Annotated in this window: 11 protein-coding genes; 8 read left to right on the top strand and 3 right to left on the bottom strand. The window is 65.3% G+C overall.

Annotated features, from left to right (window positions below; genetic code table 11):
• The 7 genes from Q0S71_RS17425 to Q0S71_RS17395 form a co-directional block, all read left to right on the top strand.
• Nucleotides 1-1,040, top strand: a 1,040-nt coding sequence (locus Q0S71_RS17425) for an extracellular solute-binding protein (protein WP_295998510.1), incomplete at its 5' end; no start/stop codon positions are given.
• The gene (locus Q0S71_RS17420; protein ID WP_295998507.1) at nt 1,037-1,903 is read left to right on the top strand and encodes a carbohydrate ABC transporter permease; all 867 of its coding nucleotides are present in this window, start codon (nt 1,037-1,039) and stop codon (nt 1,901-1,903) included. The genes Q0S71_RS17425 and Q0S71_RS17420, both read left to right, overlap by 4 nt.
• A complete protein-coding gene (locus Q0S71_RS17415) occupies nt 1,903-2,721 on the top strand; it encodes a carbohydrate ABC transporter permease (RefSeq protein ID WP_295998505.1) in 819 nt (272 codons plus the stop codon). The genes Q0S71_RS17420 and Q0S71_RS17415 overlap by 1 nt, the downstream gene beginning before the upstream one ends.
• A complete protein-coding gene (locus Q0S71_RS17410; RefSeq protein ID WP_295998502.1) occupies nt 2,718-4,226 on the top strand; it encodes a glycoside hydrolase family 3 protein in 1,509 nt (502 codons plus the stop codon). The genes Q0S71_RS17415 and Q0S71_RS17410 overlap by 4 nt, the downstream gene beginning before the upstream one ends.
• A gap of 38 nt (nt 4,227-4,264) precedes the next feature.
• On the top strand, nt 4,265-5,551 hold the full coding sequence (locus Q0S71_RS17405) for an MFS transporter (RefSeq protein WP_295998499.1): 1,287 nt from the start codon (nt 4,265-4,267) through the stop codon (nt 5,549-5,551).
• Between the two features lie 19 nt (nt 5,552-5,570).
• Nucleotides 5,571-6,704, top strand: coding sequence for an ABC transporter ATP-binding protein (locus Q0S71_RS17400; RefSeq protein ID WP_295998497.1), 1,134 nt, complete (start codon nt 5,571-5,573; stop codon nt 6,702-6,704).
• Between the two features lie 258 nt (nt 6,705-6,962).
• Nucleotides 6,963-8,273 carry a hypothetical protein gene (locus tag Q0S71_RS17395; protein WP_295998492.1) on the top strand — a complete coding sequence of 437 codons (1,311 nt, stop codon included), beginning with the start codon at nt 6,963-6,965 and terminating at the stop codon, nt 8,271-8,273.
• Between the two features lie 90 nt (nt 8,274-8,363).
• Here Q0S71_RS17395 and Q0S71_RS17390 read toward each other — a convergent pair whose 3' ends face one another.
• The 3 genes from Q0S71_RS17390 to Q0S71_RS17380 all read right to left on the bottom strand — a co-directional run bounded on the left by Q0S71_RS17390 (nt 8,364) and on the right by Q0S71_RS17380 (nt 13,772).
• Complete coding sequence (locus tag Q0S71_RS17390; protein WP_295998488.1) at nt 8,364-9,785, bottom strand: glycoside hydrolase family 18 protein; 1,422 nt, start codon at nt 9,783-9,785, stop codon at nt 8,364-8,366.
• Between the two features lie 21 nt (nt 9,786-9,806).
• The gene (locus tag Q0S71_RS17385) at nt 9,807-10,853 is read right to left on the bottom strand and encodes a cupin-like domain-containing protein (RefSeq protein WP_295998485.1); all 1,047 of its coding nucleotides are present in this window, start codon (nt 10,851-10,853) and stop codon (nt 9,807-9,809) included.
• Nucleotides 10,854-10,961: 108 nt separating this feature from the next.
• Entirely contained in the window at nt 10,962-13,772 is a 2,811-nt protein-coding gene (locus Q0S71_RS17380) for a TonB-dependent receptor (protein WP_295998483.1), read from the bottom strand.
• Nucleotides 13,773-14,181: 409 nt separating this feature from the next.
• On the opposite strand from Q0S71_RS17380, the gene Q0S71_RS17375 reads away from it, so the two are divergent.
• Nucleotides 14,182-14,922, top strand: coding sequence for a GntR family transcriptional regulator (locus Q0S71_RS17375; RefSeq protein ID WP_295998481.1), 741 nt, complete (start codon nt 14,182-14,184; stop codon nt 14,920-14,922).
• The last annotated feature ends 95 nt before the right edge of the window (nt 14,923-15,017 follow it).

Genomic DNA, 15,017 nt, shown 5'->3' with positions numbered 1-15,017 from the left:
CCGGCACGCCGCCGGCGCTGGTCAACCTCAACGTGCCCTGGGCCGATGAATTCGCGCGCGACGGCCTGCTCACACCCGTCGACGCCTTGCTGGCCGAGGCCCGCCCGCGCTACCTCGCCTCGACGCTGGAAGACCTGACCTTCAACGGCCGCACCTACGGCTTCCCGATGTACAGCAACGTCGCCGTCATCACCTACAACAAGGACATGTTCAAGGCCGCCGGCCTGACGCGCGCGCCGCGCAGCATGGACGAGGAACTCGACTACGCGCGCCGCATCGCCGCCAGCACCGGCCAGGCCGGCCTCTGTCCCGCGCTGTCGAAGATCGACGGCCTGTTCATGCAGCAGGGACTGGCCGTCATCGCCGACGGCAAAGCCGTTTTCAACTCGCCGCGCCACGTCGCCTTCATCCAGAAGCTGGCCGACACCTACAAGGCCGGCGGCCTTTTAAAAGACAGCCTGTTCGCCGAAGATAACTTCCCCGCCGCGATCGCGGCCTACAAGGGCGGCCGCCTCGGCATGCTGCTGGCGCCGCCGACGGCGGTGCCGCGCATCGAAAGCGACGCCAAGGACATCTACGCCGTCAGCGACGTCGCACCGGCGCCACTGGGCCCCACCGGTATCGCCGACGGCGGCTGGCTGGTGCACTTCGCCGTGCCGCGCGGCGTCGATCCGAAGCTGCTGCCGGCGATAGGAAAATTCGCGCGCTACCTGACCGACGACGACAACCAGCTGGCCTTCGCCAAACAGGCCAGCGTCTACCCGGCCATGGCGCACGCCGCCAACGACCCGTATTTCACCACGCTGCCGCCGCACGCCACGCCGGCGCAAAAAGCCGTGTCGGCGGGCGCCGTGTCGATGCCGCATTCACACACGCTGTACGTGGCCGGCATCGACGACTACGATGAACTGAAACGCTATCTGGTGAAGGCGGTCGAAGCCGGCGTCACCGGCAAGCAGGATATCGGGCAGGCGCTCGACCAGGCGGTCGCGATCTGGAACAGGAAGCTGGCGGCGCAGCACAAGGGACACGGCGCATGAAGCCCTCCCGCCGCGGCCTGTCCGCCTGGCTGTTCCTGACGCCGGCGCTGATTTTGCTGGCCGTGTTTTCCTTCTGGCCGGTCGGCTACGGCTCCTACCTGGCCTTCACCGACTACAGCCTGATACGGCCGACGTCCTGGGTCGGCCTCGATAACTTCCGCTACATCTTCGACAACGACATGTTCGTCGGCGGCCTGAAAAACTCGCTGCTGTTTTTGCTGATGGTGCCCTTCGTGCAAATCGGCGCGCTCAGTCTCGCGGTTTTGGTGAACAACAAGCTGCCCGGCATCCGCTACTTCCGCGCCGCGTTCTACGTGCCGGTGGTGACGACGGTGTCGGTGGTCGGCATCATGTGGGGCTTCATGTTCCACGAACAGGGCGCGCTCAATTACGTGATGATGTCGCTGCAACTGGTGCACGCGCCGATAGGCTGGCTGTCCAACGACACGCTGGCCATGTTCGCCATCATGTTCGTCACGCTGTGGCGCGGCCTGGGCTGGTATATGGTGATGTATCTGGCCGCGTTGCAGGCCGTCCCCGCCGACATGCAGGAAGCCGCGATCCTCGACGGCGCCAACCGCTGGCAGCGTTTCTGGAACATCACCGTGCCGATGCTGCGCCCGACCATCATGGTCTGCACCATCCTGTCGGTGCTGGCCGCGCTGAAGGCCTACCAGGAAGTGGACGTGCTCACGCAAGGCGGCCCGATGAACTCCACCTTCACGGCGCTGTACTACGCCTACGACCAGGGCCTCAAGCACCTGAAGCTGCCGCGCGCGCTGGCCGCCAGTTTCATCGTTTCGCTTTTCTGCGTCGGCATCGCCTTGCTATGCCTGCGCTACATCCGACCCAAGCACCGCTGATGAAACCACGCCACCTCCAGATCCTCGGCCACTACCTGATCCTGTGCGCGCTGGCCGTCGTCTGCGTGTTCCCGTTCTGGTGGACGCTGGTCACCGCGCTGTCGAGCGAAGGCAATATCTTCGCCTTCCCGCCCACGTTCTGGCCGCGCGCGCCGTCGCTGGCCAACTTCGCCGAAGTGTTCCGCGCGATCCCGATGCTGTCGTTTTACAAGAACTCCATCCTCATCGCCGTCTGCACCGTGTTCTGGAAACTGGCCCTGTGCTCGATGGCCGCGTATCCGCTGGCGCGCATGCGGTTTCGCGGCCGCCGCCTGGTGTTCGGGCTGATACTGGCCACGCTGGTGCTGCCGTCGGAAGTGAACTTCCTCGTCAACTTCATCACCGTCACCAAACTCAGTCTGGTCGACACCTACACCGGCGTGATCCTGCCGAACGTGGTGACGGCCGTCGCCATCCTGTTGCTGAAGCAGGCCTTCGAGGAAGTGCCGCAGGATTTGATCGACGCCGCCCGCGTCGACGGCGCCGGCGAGTGGACCATCTTCAGTAAAATCATGCTGCCGCTGATCGCGCCGTGGCTGGCCACCGTCGGCATATTGACGGCGGTGGAAGCGTGGAACGAATATATCTGGCCGTCGATCGTGATGAGCAAGCCGGACGAATTTCCGCTGTCGGTGGGCGTGCTGTATTTGCGCGGCACCTTCGGCAGCAGCACCCGCGTGATCGCGGCCGGCACCGTGCTGACCATCCTGCCGACGCTGGCCGCCTTCCTCTTTACTCAACGATTCTTCATGCGCGGCATGGACGGAGCAGTCAAATGAACACCACCCACAACGACCTCAGAAAAATCGCCGGCCAGCTGATCATGATCCGCTTTCCCGGCACCGTGCTCGATGCCGCCACCGCCGGTTTTTTAAAGGCCAACAGCATCCGCGCGGTCTGCCTGTTCCGCGGGAATATGACGGACTCCGTGCAGCTGGCGAAACTGACGTCCGACCTGCGCGCCGTCATGGGACCGGATGCGCTGATCGCCATCGACCAGGAAGGCGGCGCCGTGGTGCGCGCGACCTGGGTGCCGGCGCCGCCGGCCGCCATGGGCCTGGGCGCGGCCGATGACGCGGACCTGTGCCGCCGCACCGGCGCCGCCGTCGCGCGCGCCGTCAAGGCGCTGGGCTTCAACTGGAACTTCGCGCCGGTGCTGGACCTGAACAACAATCCGCACAATCCGGTCATCGCCGAACGCTCCTTCGGCGCCGAGCCGCAGCGCGCGGCCGAACTGGCGATGGCGTGGATGGCCGGCAGCCACGCGGAGCGCGTGGCCTGCTGCGTCAAGCACTTCCCCGGCCATGGCGACACCAACGTCGATTCGCACCGCGACCTGCCGACCGTCGCCAAATCCGTCGCGCAACTCAATGAACTGGAACTGGCGCCGTTCCGCTTTGCCGCCGGCGCCGCGCCGGCCATGATGACGGCGCACATCGTCTACCCGGCGCTCGACGCCGACAACCCGGCCACGATGTCGCGCCGCATCCTGCATGGCCTGCTGCGCGAGGAATGGAACTACCAGGGCATCATCATCACCGACGGCATGGACATGCACGCCATCGCCGGCCGCTACGGCGTCGGCAACGCGGCCGTGCGCGCGCTGAACGCCGGCGCCGACATGGTGATGGCGCTCGGCACCACCGAGACGCAGGAGGAGACGCTCAACACCATCGCCGCCGCGCTGGCGTCGGGCGAGCTGACGATGGAGGAGGTCCATGCCCGCCTGGCGCGCCTGGCGGCGCTGGCGCTGGCCTATCCCTGTGAACCACGCCCGTACAACGACGCGCAAGACGCGGCCGACCGCGCCATCATGGCCGAGGGCTGGCGCCGTGGCCTGAGCGCGCGCGGCACGCCGCGCCGCCCCGCGCCCGGCGCGCGGGTGCGGCTGGTGGTGCGGCAGGACGTGGTCAGCGACGGCGTGTCCGAAGCGGGCGTGCCGGCCGACGTGGTGGCCGCGTCGCTGCGCCGCCTGTACGATGTCGAACTGGTGACCTTCGCCGACGCCGACACCTTCGACTGGAGCACGCTGCCGCGCGACGGCCGCTACACGATGCTGGCCTCGACCTCGCGCCTGCGCTACGGCGCCCACGCGCGCGCCAACTGGACGCCGGACCTGCACCTGGCGCTGTGGAATCCGTATCAGGCGCTCGACATCGCCGCCCCCGCGCTGATGACCTACGGCTTCGCCGCGCCGGCGCTGGACGCCGTCAACGCCTGGCTGGCGGATGAACTGCAAGCCGGCGGCCGCGTGCCGGTGCCGGGCTTCGAACACTTCGAATAATCACCATCATAAAAATACCGCACACGGAGAGACGCAGCATGGACCGCAGCATAGACCCTGGTATCGAAAGCACCCGCAATCCCAAGCTGTGGGTACCCAGCCTGTATCTGGCGCAGGGGCTTCCCTTCTTCGCGGTGGCGCTGGTCGCCAACCAGATGTTCAAGAGCCTCGGCGTGGCCAACGATGTGCTCAACCACTGGACGGCGCTGATCGGCATGGCGTGGGTGCTCAAGCCTTTGTGGAGTCCCTTCCTGGAACTGGCCAGCAGCAAAAAGCTGGTGGTGGTCGGCTTCCAGCTGCTGGGCAGCGTGTCGCTGGGATTGGTCGCGCTGGCCTTGCAGGCGCCGTTCTGGTTCGCCGCCACGCTGTCGATGCTGGCCCTCGTCGCCATCGCCTCGGCGACCCACGATATCGCCTGCGACGGCTTGTACATCACCAGCCTCAATGAAAAAGATCAAGCCGCCTACGCCGGCTGGACCGGCACCTTCTTCAACGCTGGCAAATTCCTCGCCAACGGCGGCCTGCTGGTGTTGACCGGCTATTTCGAGAAGACGCTGGGCGTGATCCCCGCGTGGACCATTTGCTTCGCGCTGCTGGCGGCGTTGATGCTGGCACTGGCGCTCTACAACAGCTGGTCGCTGCCGCCGGCGCGCAACGCCGTCAGCGCCGACACCACCGTCGCCGCCATCGCGGGCACGCTGTGGGAAGTCATCGTCGAATACTTCAAAAAGCCGGGCATCTGGGTCTCCATCGTGTTCATCATTTTGTTCCGCGCCGGCGAGGCCCAGGTGCAGTCGATAGGGCCGCTGTTCCTGCGCGAGGCGCGCAACCTGGGCGGACTGGGATTGAGCACGGCCGAAGTGGGCGCGGTGTACGGCACCGTGGGCACGGTGGCCTTCATCGTCGGCAGCATCGCCGGCGGCTACTTCACGTCGTGGCTGGGCCTCAAGCGCGCCATCCTGTGGCTGATCCTCGCGGTCAACCTGCCCAACATAGCCTTCTACCTGCTGTCGGCCTTCCAGCCGACCGGCCTGGCCGTCATCGGCACGGCGCTGAGCGTGGAAATGTTCGGTTACGGCTTCGGTTTCGTCGGCCTGATTTTATACATGATGCAGGTGGTCGCGCCGGGCAAATACCAGACCGCGCACTATGCCTTCTCGACCGGCATCATGCAGCTCGGCTTCGTGCTGTTCAAGCTATTCAGCGGCGATATCCAGATCGCGCTCGGCTATCAGCACTTCTTCATCTGGGTGATGGTCAGCGCGATTCCGGTGGCGCTGCTGTCGCAGTTCATACCCATGGCCGCGCGCGTGGAATCGCTTTAAAATACGGTACGGGAATCGCATGGCCCAGGTCACACTCAAGAATCTCTTCAAGCATTACGACGACAAGCAAACCGTCATCCACGGCGTGGACCTCGACATCGCCGACGGCGAATTCATGGTCTTCGTCGGCCCTTCCGGCTGCGGCAAATCGACCCTGCTGCGCATGATCGCCGGACTCGAAACCATCAGCGGCGGCGAACTGCATATCGGCGGCCGGCTGGCCAACGACATCGCGCCGGCCGAACGCAAACTGGCGATGGTGTTCCAGTCGTACGCGCTGTACCCGCACATGACGGTGTACGAGAACATGGCCTTCGCGCTCAAGCTGTCCGGCCAATCGAATCCGCAGGTGCGGACGGCGGTCGAACGGGCGGCGGCGATTTTGCAGATCGCGCCGCTGCTCAAACGCAAACCGAAGGAACTGTCGGGCGGCCAGCGCCAGCGCGTGGCGATCGGCCGCGCCATCGTGCGCAAGCCGGAGCTGTTCCTGTTCGACGAGCCGCTGTCGAATCTCGACGCCAGCCTGCGGGTGCAGATGCGCGTTGAAATCAGCCGCCTGCACAAGGAACTGAAGACGACGATGATCTACGTGACCCACGATCAGGTCGAGGCGATGACGCTGGGCCAGCGCATCGTCGTCTTCAACGGCGGCCGCATCGAGCAGGTCGGCACGCCGTTCGAGCTGTATAACAATCCGGGCAATCTGTTCGTGGCCGGCTTCCTCGGCACGCCGAAGATGAATTTCATCCCCGGCGTGGTGGCGTCGCTGGCGCCGCGGCGCGTCGGCGTGCTGCTGCCCGGCGGCGCGGTGGTCGACGTCGCGGCGCGGGCGGACGCGCAGGCGGACGAAAACGCGGCCGCGCTGCGGCTCGGCGACCAGGTCACGCTGGGCATCCGCGCCGAACATGTCGCGCTGCGCGCAGCGGGCGGCACGCCGGGCGCCAACGAGATCGAAGTGTGCTGCGGCCATGTCGAATACCTGGGCGACGTGGCCATCGTCTACAGCACCCTGGCCGACCTGCCCGACGTGATCGCGCTGCGCCAGCCGCTCGACGGCGCGCCGCCGCTGGCCGGCAGCAGCGCGACGCTGCATCTGCCGCCGCAGCGCTGCTTGCTGTTCGACGCCGCCGGCCGCGCGTTGCCGCGTCCCTGAACGGCGGCGGCGCACCGCTGAAAATCGCGCCGCGGCCCGCTTTATGTGACAATATACGGGCTACGCCGACGCGCCGGTCCTGCCTTGTGCTTTTTCTTGTGCGGTTCCATCGCCGTTCCACCGCGCCAGACGCTTCTCCTGCGCGGCCAGGAGTGGCAAAATGTGCGCGTCGGCCGATTCCATGAATTGGCAGCCATCCAGCGACGATGCGGCGGTAATTCGCCGCGCGTCTTTTTGTCTTTGATTGAAGGATCATCCATGTCCCAATTCCGTCTCGCTCGTCTTAGCCTGATCCTGGCCGCCATCGGCCTCACCGTCGCCCCCGCCATGACCGGCCTGTCGAGCGCCTACGCCGCCGATCCGGCGCCGGCCGCCGCCGCGAAGCCGGACGCGGTGCGTCCTGAAATCTACAAGCTGCTCGATCCGGCCCAGATCCGCGATCTGATGGCGGCCAAGAACTACACCGAAATCCAGAACCGCCTCAATCAGGTCGACGCCATCGCCGACAAGTCGCCGTATGAAACCTTTGTACTGAACCGCAACCGCGTGGTGCTGGGCAGCGCCACCAAGAACAACGCGCTGATGATACCGGCGCTGATCGCCGTGATCGACACCGGCCGCCTCGATCCGGCCCAGCAGAAGGATTTCCTGCGCGTGCTGGCCGGCACCTACTACGCCGCCGCCGACTACGACAACGCCATCGTCTGGCTGCTGCGCTACCAGAAGGACACCGGCGACATGACCGGCGTGCGTCCGACGCTGCTGCGCTCCTACTTCCTCAAGGGCGACTACGCGACCACCAAGGTCGAGGCGCTCAAGGATATCGACGCGGCGCAAAAAGCCGGCAAAAAACCGTCGGCGGAAACGCTGCAACTGCTCGCCAGCGTGGGCATCAAGGGCAAGGACGACGCGGCCTATCTGCAATCGGTCGAGCTGTCGGTCCAATATTATCCGACCGACGCCTACTGGTCGCACTTGCTGAGCAAGAGCCAGGGCAAGAGCTACTACGCGGCCCGTTTGTCGCTCGACACGCGCCGCCTGCAAATGGTCGCGGTCAAGACGCTGGTGGTGGAAGACTACACCGACGTCGCCGAACTGGCGCTGCAGGGCGGCTTCTACACCGAGGCGAAAAAGGCCATGGACGCCGCCGACAAGGCCGGCCTGCTGGGCAAGGGCGACGCCAAGGAGATCGCCGAACAGAAAAAACTGCGCGCCTCGGCCGACAAGGGCGCGGCCGACGACGCCAAGAACATCGGCGCCGGCGAAGCACCGGCGATGAAGTCGAAAGACGGCATCGGCCTGGTCAACCTCGGCTACGCCTACGTGACGATGGACCAATTCGACAAGGGCATCGACTTGATCCAGAAAGGCATCGCCAAGGGCGTCGCCAAAAATCCTGAGGACGCCAAGCTGCGCCTGGGCGAAGCCTACGCGCTGGCCGGCCGCAAGGACGACGCCATCAAGACGCTGCAAGCGGTCAATCCAGCCGACGGCCGCGGCGACCTGGCGCGCTACTGGATCTACTGGATCAACCGCGACACCACCACCGCGCTGCCGACGGCGGAATAAGCTCCGGCGCGATTAAAAAAGGCTGAAACGGCGGATGCCGTTTCAGCCTTTTTTTGCGCCGCTTAATTGACCTGCGGCCTGCGGCCGCCATCAATGCCGCAGTTCCTTCGCCAGCACCGCGCCGAGCGCGTGCCCGCTGTCGCCGCTCAATTCCCAGAACATCGCGCCGCGCAATCCCCGCGCGTTGATGTAGCGGCTCTTGGCCCGCAACGACGCCTGGTCTTCATAACTGATCCACACCTGCGTGGCCGCGTTGTACAAATACGGCGCCTGTGCCGCCTCGCTCCAGTAACGGCGGTAGCCGTGGGCGCCGACATCGTAGTCGCCCCGCGCGCCTTGGACCAGCAAGCCGGCGTCGACCAGCCAGCCGAATGGATACGAGGCGCTGGCGTCGATGCCGCCGTCGGCGGCGCCGCCGCATTGCTGATACAGGCCGTCGGCCGCCGCACCGGACGGACAGGCCTTCCAGCCGTAGCCGTAGAACGGCGCGCCCAGCACCAGCTTGTCCGGCGCCACACCGGCCGCCAGATAGCGCCGCACCGCCGTGGCGTCGTCGTAGCCGAGCGCGAAGGCGGGATCCTGCGGGTCGCCGTTCAAGGCCGCCAAGTGGCCGTTGCGGGCGTCCCACGGCATGTGGTAATCGTAGGCCATCAGGTTGATCCAATCGAGGCTGTCGGCCAATTGCGCCAGCCAGCGGCTGCTGCCGTTTGGATCGTCGATGAATTTGTCGGTGGCGCCGGCGGCGATGGTGATCGCATAGTGTTTGCGGTCGGCGCGGCCGGCGGCGTCGAAGGCGGCGCGCAACTCGCGCACCAGCGTGACGTAATGCTGTTTGTCGTCGGGCCGCTCGCACACCTGCGCGGCGGTGCACGGCACGCCGGCGGCGGTCGGATATTCCCAGTCGATGTCGATGCCGTCGAGGTCATAGCGGCGCAGCAGCGCCAGCGCCGACGCGGCGAACGTGGCGCGCGCCGGCGCCGTCGCGGCCAGGTTGGAAAACTGGTTCGACCAGTTCCAGCCGCCCACCGAGGCCAGCACCCTCAGTCCGGGATGGCCATGTTTGAGCGCGGCCAGCGCGTGCAGGCTGGCGCCGTCGTGCGCGGGGTCGCCGAAGACCAGCGTGCCGTCCGGCGGTGCGGCGGCGGCGTCCGAGCCGCCGTTGGATGCGGAACCGACGCCGGCATCGTGGCACACCTCGACCACGCCGGCGGCCGGATTCGGATTGCCATGGCGGCCGTTCCAGCAGGTGTCGAGGAAGGCGAACAGCACCACCGTCAGCTGGCTGGCGTCGATGTGCGCGGCGTCGGCCGGAAAACCGGCGCTTTTCCAGCCCGGATAGTAGCCGACGATTTCACGCGCCGGCGCGCCGGCGCCGGCTGCGGCGACGACGCACGCCAGCGGCAGCGCGGCGAGCCAGCGCAGTAGCCGGCTTGAGCGCGGGCTTGGGCTTTGACTTCGGCTTGGGCGCACGACGGCGCTCGATGAAACGTGCGATGGCAAACGTGATGGCATGGGCGGATCTTTATGCGTACTTTATTGTTTGAGCTGCGCGATCAGCACGTCCTTGATGCGCCGTACCGCTTCCGGCGGCAGTTCGCCCAGTACGCCGCGCCGCGCGTCCGGAATGTGCGCCAGCCGCTGCGGATCGGGATCGAACACGAAGTGCTCGAAGATGGCCTTCCACGCCAGCCTGACCTCGGGCGTTAAATCCTTCATGTTCAGCAGGCAGTGCATCAGCGCGTTGGTGGGCGAGATGCTGCGGTCGTTGACGCCTATCGATCCGCCCCACCAGTAATTAATCAGGACATTGAGCTGCCCGATCGACTCGACCTGGTGCCACCAGATGGCGGGAATATAAATCGCGTCGCCCGGCTCCAGCTCGGCCGACTGCGACGCCGCCAGCGCGTCGCGATAGCGCGGATAGCGCGCCAGGTCCGGCTGCGCGCGCGAGGCCATGCTGATCGGCGCGCCGGCCGGCGTGAAGTCGAGCGGGCCCACATACAGATTGTCGACCTGCTCCGGCGGGAACAACGTGAAACGGCGCTTGCCGCTGACGCAGGCGGCCAGGTTGTGGGCCTCGTCGAAATGGGCCGGCACGGTGATGCGGTTGCCGAGCCAGATGCGCGGCAGCACCGACGCGTCCAGCAGCGGCAGCACGTTCTCGTTCAAAAATCCGGGCAGCGATTCGGAGATCAGCGCGCTTTGCGCCGCCACGCACGGCGCGCGGTCGCCGCCGCCAAGATAGCGCAGCAGCTGGTCGATGATGGCCGACATCGGCAGGCGGTTGCGCACGAAGGTGAAGCCGCTCATGTCGTCGCGGTAGCCGACCAGGCCCTGAGCCTCGGGCGGCGTCATGATGGCGTTGACGTCGGCGCCGCTGTCGAACTGCTTCAGGTAGGCGCAGACATGCTGCGGCGAGCGCAGCGCCTCGCGCACGACGGGCCAGTCGCGCACCACGCCGCGCAGCACGGCGGGCCGGTTCAGCGGCAGGATCTCTTCGCGGAAACGGCGCGCGTCGACGTCGCGCCATTCGGCGATGGCTTGCGACGGCGGGATCGAAGTGGATATCGGAGCATTCATGGGGTGGCGTTTTGCATAAAAAAATGACGGTCGAGAGCACCGTCATTTTGTACCACAGTATCGATGCCGCGCCACCGTTTTCGGCGGCGCGGCATGGTCAGACTGCGCTTAGTATTTCAGGCGCATGGTCAGGAAGAACTGGCGGCCGTTCTCGTAGATCGAACGTGGCTGGTCGCCATTGAGGGCGTAATACTTCAGCTTCGGATTGTTCAGGTTACGCATGTCCAGCGAGAGGCTGATCTTCTCGCTGAATTTGTAGCCCAGCGAAGCATTCAGGTCGCCGCTGCCTTCCTGATTGAACTCGGTGCCGCGATCCAGGCCCACGTAGGCTTCGGAACGGTAGCCGTAAGTGAGGCGGGCATTGTACTTTTCATCCTCGTAGTAGGCGCTGACGTTGGCCACCTTCTTGGACGAGCCGAGCACCTTGGCGCCGCTGTCGTCCTTGGCCGTGGTCAAAGTACCGGTGGCCTGCACACCGAAGTAGCCGTAAATCGGCTGCTGGTAGTACAGCTCCAGACCCTTGACCTTGCCGGTGCTGTTGATCGGCGACGTCACCAGGTAATTTGCCAGGAAGCCTTGCGGCACTTGCAGATTGTAGGTCATGGCGTTGATGGTGCGCGTGCCTTGGCCGATGTAGTTGGTCAGGTCCATGTAGTACAGCGAAGCCGAGACCAGCGAGTGCGGCGCGAAGTAGTATTCGAGCGAGGTATCGAGATTGGTCGAACGCACAGGCTTGAGGTCCGGATTGCCGCCGGTGCCGGCGCCGATCGCACCCTGTACGGCCGGCGGCGTCAGCGAGTAGGTGCCGACCAGCGACGAGAAGTCGGGACGGGTCATGGTCTTCGACACGGCGAAACGCAATACCAGGTCACTGCGAAGGTCGAGCTTCAAGTTCGCGCTTGGCAGCCAGTCGTTGTAGGTGTGGTCGGTCGTGGTGGGACGGAAGGCGCCGAAGGCCGAGGCGTAGACCACGCCGGGCACGTTGGGCACATCGCCCGATACGCCGACGTTGCTGATCGCGTGCTCCTTGGTCTGCACATAGCGCACGCCGATGTTGCCGCCCCAGCCTTCGCCGTCGAAGTTCGCCTGCAGGTAGCCGGCGCGGGTTTTCTCGTTGAGCGTGAATTCCTGTTGCCAGTCTTCGCGGCTGCCGTTGGTGGTGCGGTTGGCGTACAGCGCGGCGAAGGCGGCCAGCTGGTCCGGCGTGTAGCGGAAGATGCCCGACGGGACGCTGCCGCCCAGGCCACTGGCGAAATTGCCGGGGTAGGACGCGCCGGCCAGCGGCCAGCTCGATGCGTCGCTGGGCGAGGTCGAACCGCTGAACAACGGTCCCTGGCCGACGATGCCGCCGGAGCTGCGGTCGTGGTCCGCGGCGCGCACGCCGAATTTAATCAGATTGAGCGGACCTTTTTGCAGCTGGAAGTCGCCATCCATCTGACCCCATTGTTCCTTGTCCTTGACGTCGATGTTCTGGTCGCCGAACATCCAGCCGAAGCCCGATTGCAGGCTGCCGTCGGCGTTCTTGGTGGTGCCCGGCGAGGCGTTGGCGTTGTTGTTGAAGTTGAAGCTAGGCGCCGTGCCGACGCCGTTGAACTGGTACGAGGCGCCGGTGCCGGTGGCGCCGTTCCATGCGATCACGTCCTGGGTCGGCGTCTTGCCGTCGCCCTTGGAAGTGCCGCCCTGCCCTTTGATGGTCAGGTCGTCGCTGACGCGCCATTTGGCGTCCAGCGACAGGAAGTTGGCGGTGGCTTTTTCGCCCGGACGCGAGATCTGGTCGTACTCGTTGTAGTTGGTGCCGGCCACCGGCGCGAAGGAGGCGCTGGTCAGCGTCTTGACGCCGTTGGTGGTGGTGACGACGTAGCCCGGCAGCGGCGCCTGGCCGTTGCCCGAGTTGATGATGCTGCCGCCGTTGAGCAGGTAGTTGTCATTGGTGTTGGAGGCGTCGAGCTTGGAGCTGAAGCCGCTGACGTCGAAGGTCAGGTCCTTGGTCGGCTTGAATTCCAGGTCGAGCAGGCCGCCCTGGCGTTTGCGCTCCTGCTGGAACAGCGCCGCGCCGAGGAAGCCTGGATAGTAGGCGCCGGCCAGGTCGGGATGGGCGATGGCCATCGGGCTGGTCGGGCTGATTTGCTGGTAGCCCAGCACCTCGACGCCGTCGCGGCGCAGGTGGCGGGTTTCCGAGAACACTTGCAGCAAGGCGCCGAAGGTGTTGGCGTCGTTCTTCCAGTTCACCAGCGCGGAGAATTGCGGATCGGTCTTCTTCGGCAGGTCGGCGTAGACCGCGCCCAGCGACGCTTCGGCCGTCACCTGGTCGTGGAATTCGAGCGGCTTGCGGGTGATGATGTCGACCGAGCCGGCCACGCCGCCTTCGACCAGGTTGGCTTCCGAGCTCTTATGGATAATCACCGAGCCGACCAGTTCCGACGGCACCAGCGTGTAGCTGACGCTGCGGCCGACCTGGGCGGTCTGGTTCAGCACGAACCAGTCGCCGGAAGCGACGTTGTGGCCGTTGATGAGGGTCTGGGTCAGGTTGGAATTGGTGCCGCGCATGGAGACGCGGTCGTTTTCATCGAAGCCGCCTTCGGAGGCGCCGGCGTTGCTGACGGTGACGCCGGGAACGCGCTCGAGGGAGTCGGCCACGTTCTTGTCCGGCATCTTGCCGATGTCTTCGGCGGTGATGACTTCGACGTGGGAATCGGCGTTCTTCTTCTGGTTCAGCGACTGCTGCAACGCGGCGCGGATACCCTGAACCTGCACTTTTTGCGGCTCGTCGGTTTTGCCGTCCTTGGCGCTGGTGGCGTCCTGCGCCATCGCCGAATAACTGGCGCTGAGCACCAGCAGGCCGGCTGCCGCGGCAATCGGCGTCAGACGAACGACGGCGTTGCGTGGCGTCTCTTTGCTACCTGAAAAATTGCGCTTCATGTACTCCCCCTTGATATAGGCTTAAATCGAAAGCCGTCGAATTATTGAATGCTGAACCTTGGCCGGGAGCCACTCGCCGCAACGCCCGTCTGTCCTTCTATGCAAGCACTTACAAAACCAATCCAACGCCAATATACCCCCACTCAATACCAGAACACTACCAATTTTCATATTTTTTTCATATGTTGTATGGAAAATACAGACCACTTTGCCAAGGCGACGGCATAGGTAGCGCTACCACAGAGTGGGGCTTGCCCCTTTGCGATAGCACAAGTTGATTTTTCTGTACTGTGGTATTTTTTTGGTATTATCCAGTGACCGGTATCGAGCAACTACCATCGGTTCAAACCACATCAAAGACCACATCGCCGCCGGCGCGTCGCGCCCGGGGCGGCAGACCAGGACCGGTATGACTTCCCTAGCCCAGCTCATGCATCACCTGTCGCAAACCAGCAGCCTGCCGCTCTACCAGCAGTTACAAAAGGCGCTGCGCGAGGCCATCGACCAGCGCGTGTTCGGTCCCGACGAAGCCTTGCCGGCCGAGCGCCAGCTGGCGACCGACCTGTCGGTCTCGCGCATCACCGTGCGCAAGGCGATCGACGGCCTGGTCGACGAAGGCTTGCTGGTGCGGCGGCCCGGTTCGGGCAACTTCATCAACACGCGCATCGAAAAGAACTTCGCCAAACTGACCTCGTTTTCGGAAGACATGCGGGCGCGCGGACGCACGCCGCGCAGCGTGTGGCTCAAGCGATCGGAGGGCACGGTCAGTCCGGAGGAAGCGCTGCGGCTGCGGCTCAGTCCCGGCGCGCCGGTGTACCGCTTCCACCGCATCCGCTATGCCGACGACGTGCCGATGTGCCTGGAGTACGCAACGATCGTGGCATCGTGTTTGCCGTCGCTGGAGGCGGTGCAGCTGTCGATGTACGAGGCGCTGGAGCGGGCCGGCAACCGGCCCGTGCGCGCCTTGCAGCGGCTCAGCGCCCTGCTGCTGAACGCGGAACAGGCCACGCTGTTGCAGGCGTGCGAAGGCGACGCCGGTTTGCAGGTCGAGCGCTTGGGATTTTTGCGCGACGGGCGCGCGGTGGAATTCTGCCGCTCCTACTTCCGCGGCGATATGTATGATTTCGTGGCGGAGCTGAGCACCGCGTAAGAGCCGGCGCCGTGGCCGGCGGGTCGGGTCGTCGCCGATGATCCGGCACCGTGGCCATCGGGGTCAGACCACGGTTTCGAGAGATTCATTCGAAA

It is taken from the genome of Rugamonas sp. (genome assembly GCF_025354735.1).
GTDB lineage: Bacteria > Pseudomonadota > Gammaproteobacteria > Burkholderiales > Burkholderiaceae_D > Rugamonas.
Note: the sequence above shows the minus strand (reverse complement) of the source record. Positions and strands in the feature narration are given on the sequence as shown.

What these genes read in the sequence shown, in the direction of transcription:
- Q0S71_RS17415 (WP_295998505.1), top strand. Translation starts at nt 1,903, where the DNA reads ATGAAACCACGCCACCTCCAGATCCTCGGCCACTACCTGATCCTGTGC.
- Q0S71_RS17420 (WP_295998507.1), top strand. Translation starts at nt 1,037, where the DNA reads ATGAAGCCCTCCCGCCGCGGCCTGTCCGCCTGGCTGTTCCTGACGCCG.
- Q0S71_RS17390 (WP_295998488.1), bottom strand. Translation starts at nt 9,785, where the DNA reads ATGCCATCACGTTTGCCATCGCACGTTTCATCGAGCGCCGTCGTGCGC.
- Q0S71_RS17395 (WP_295998492.1), top strand. Translation starts at nt 6,963, where the DNA reads ATGTCCCAATTCCGTCTCGCTCGTCTTAGCCTGATCCTGGCCGCCATC.
- Q0S71_RS17380 (WP_295998483.1), bottom strand. Translation starts at nt 13,772, where the DNA reads ATGAAGCGCAATTTTTCAGGTAGCAAAGAGACGCCACGCAACGCCGTC.
- Q0S71_RS17385 (WP_295998485.1), bottom strand. Translation starts at nt 10,853, where the DNA reads ATGAATGCTCCGATATCCACTTCGATCCCGCCGTCGCAAGCCATCGCC.
- Q0S71_RS17400 (WP_295998497.1), top strand. Translation starts at nt 5,571, where the DNA reads ATGGCCCAGGTCACACTCAAGAATCTCTTCAAGCATTACGACGACAAG.
- Q0S71_RS17375 (WP_295998481.1), top strand. Translation starts at nt 14,182, where the DNA reads ATGACTTCCCTAGCCCAGCTCATGCATCACCTGTCGCAAACCAGCAGC.
- Q0S71_RS17410 (WP_295998502.1), top strand. Translation starts at nt 2,718, where the DNA reads ATGAACACCACCCACAACGACCTCAGAAAAATCGCCGGCCAGCTGATC.
- Q0S71_RS17405 (WP_295998499.1), top strand. Translation starts at nt 4,265, where the DNA reads ATGGACCGCAGCATAGACCCTGGTATCGAAAGCACCCGCAATCCCAAG.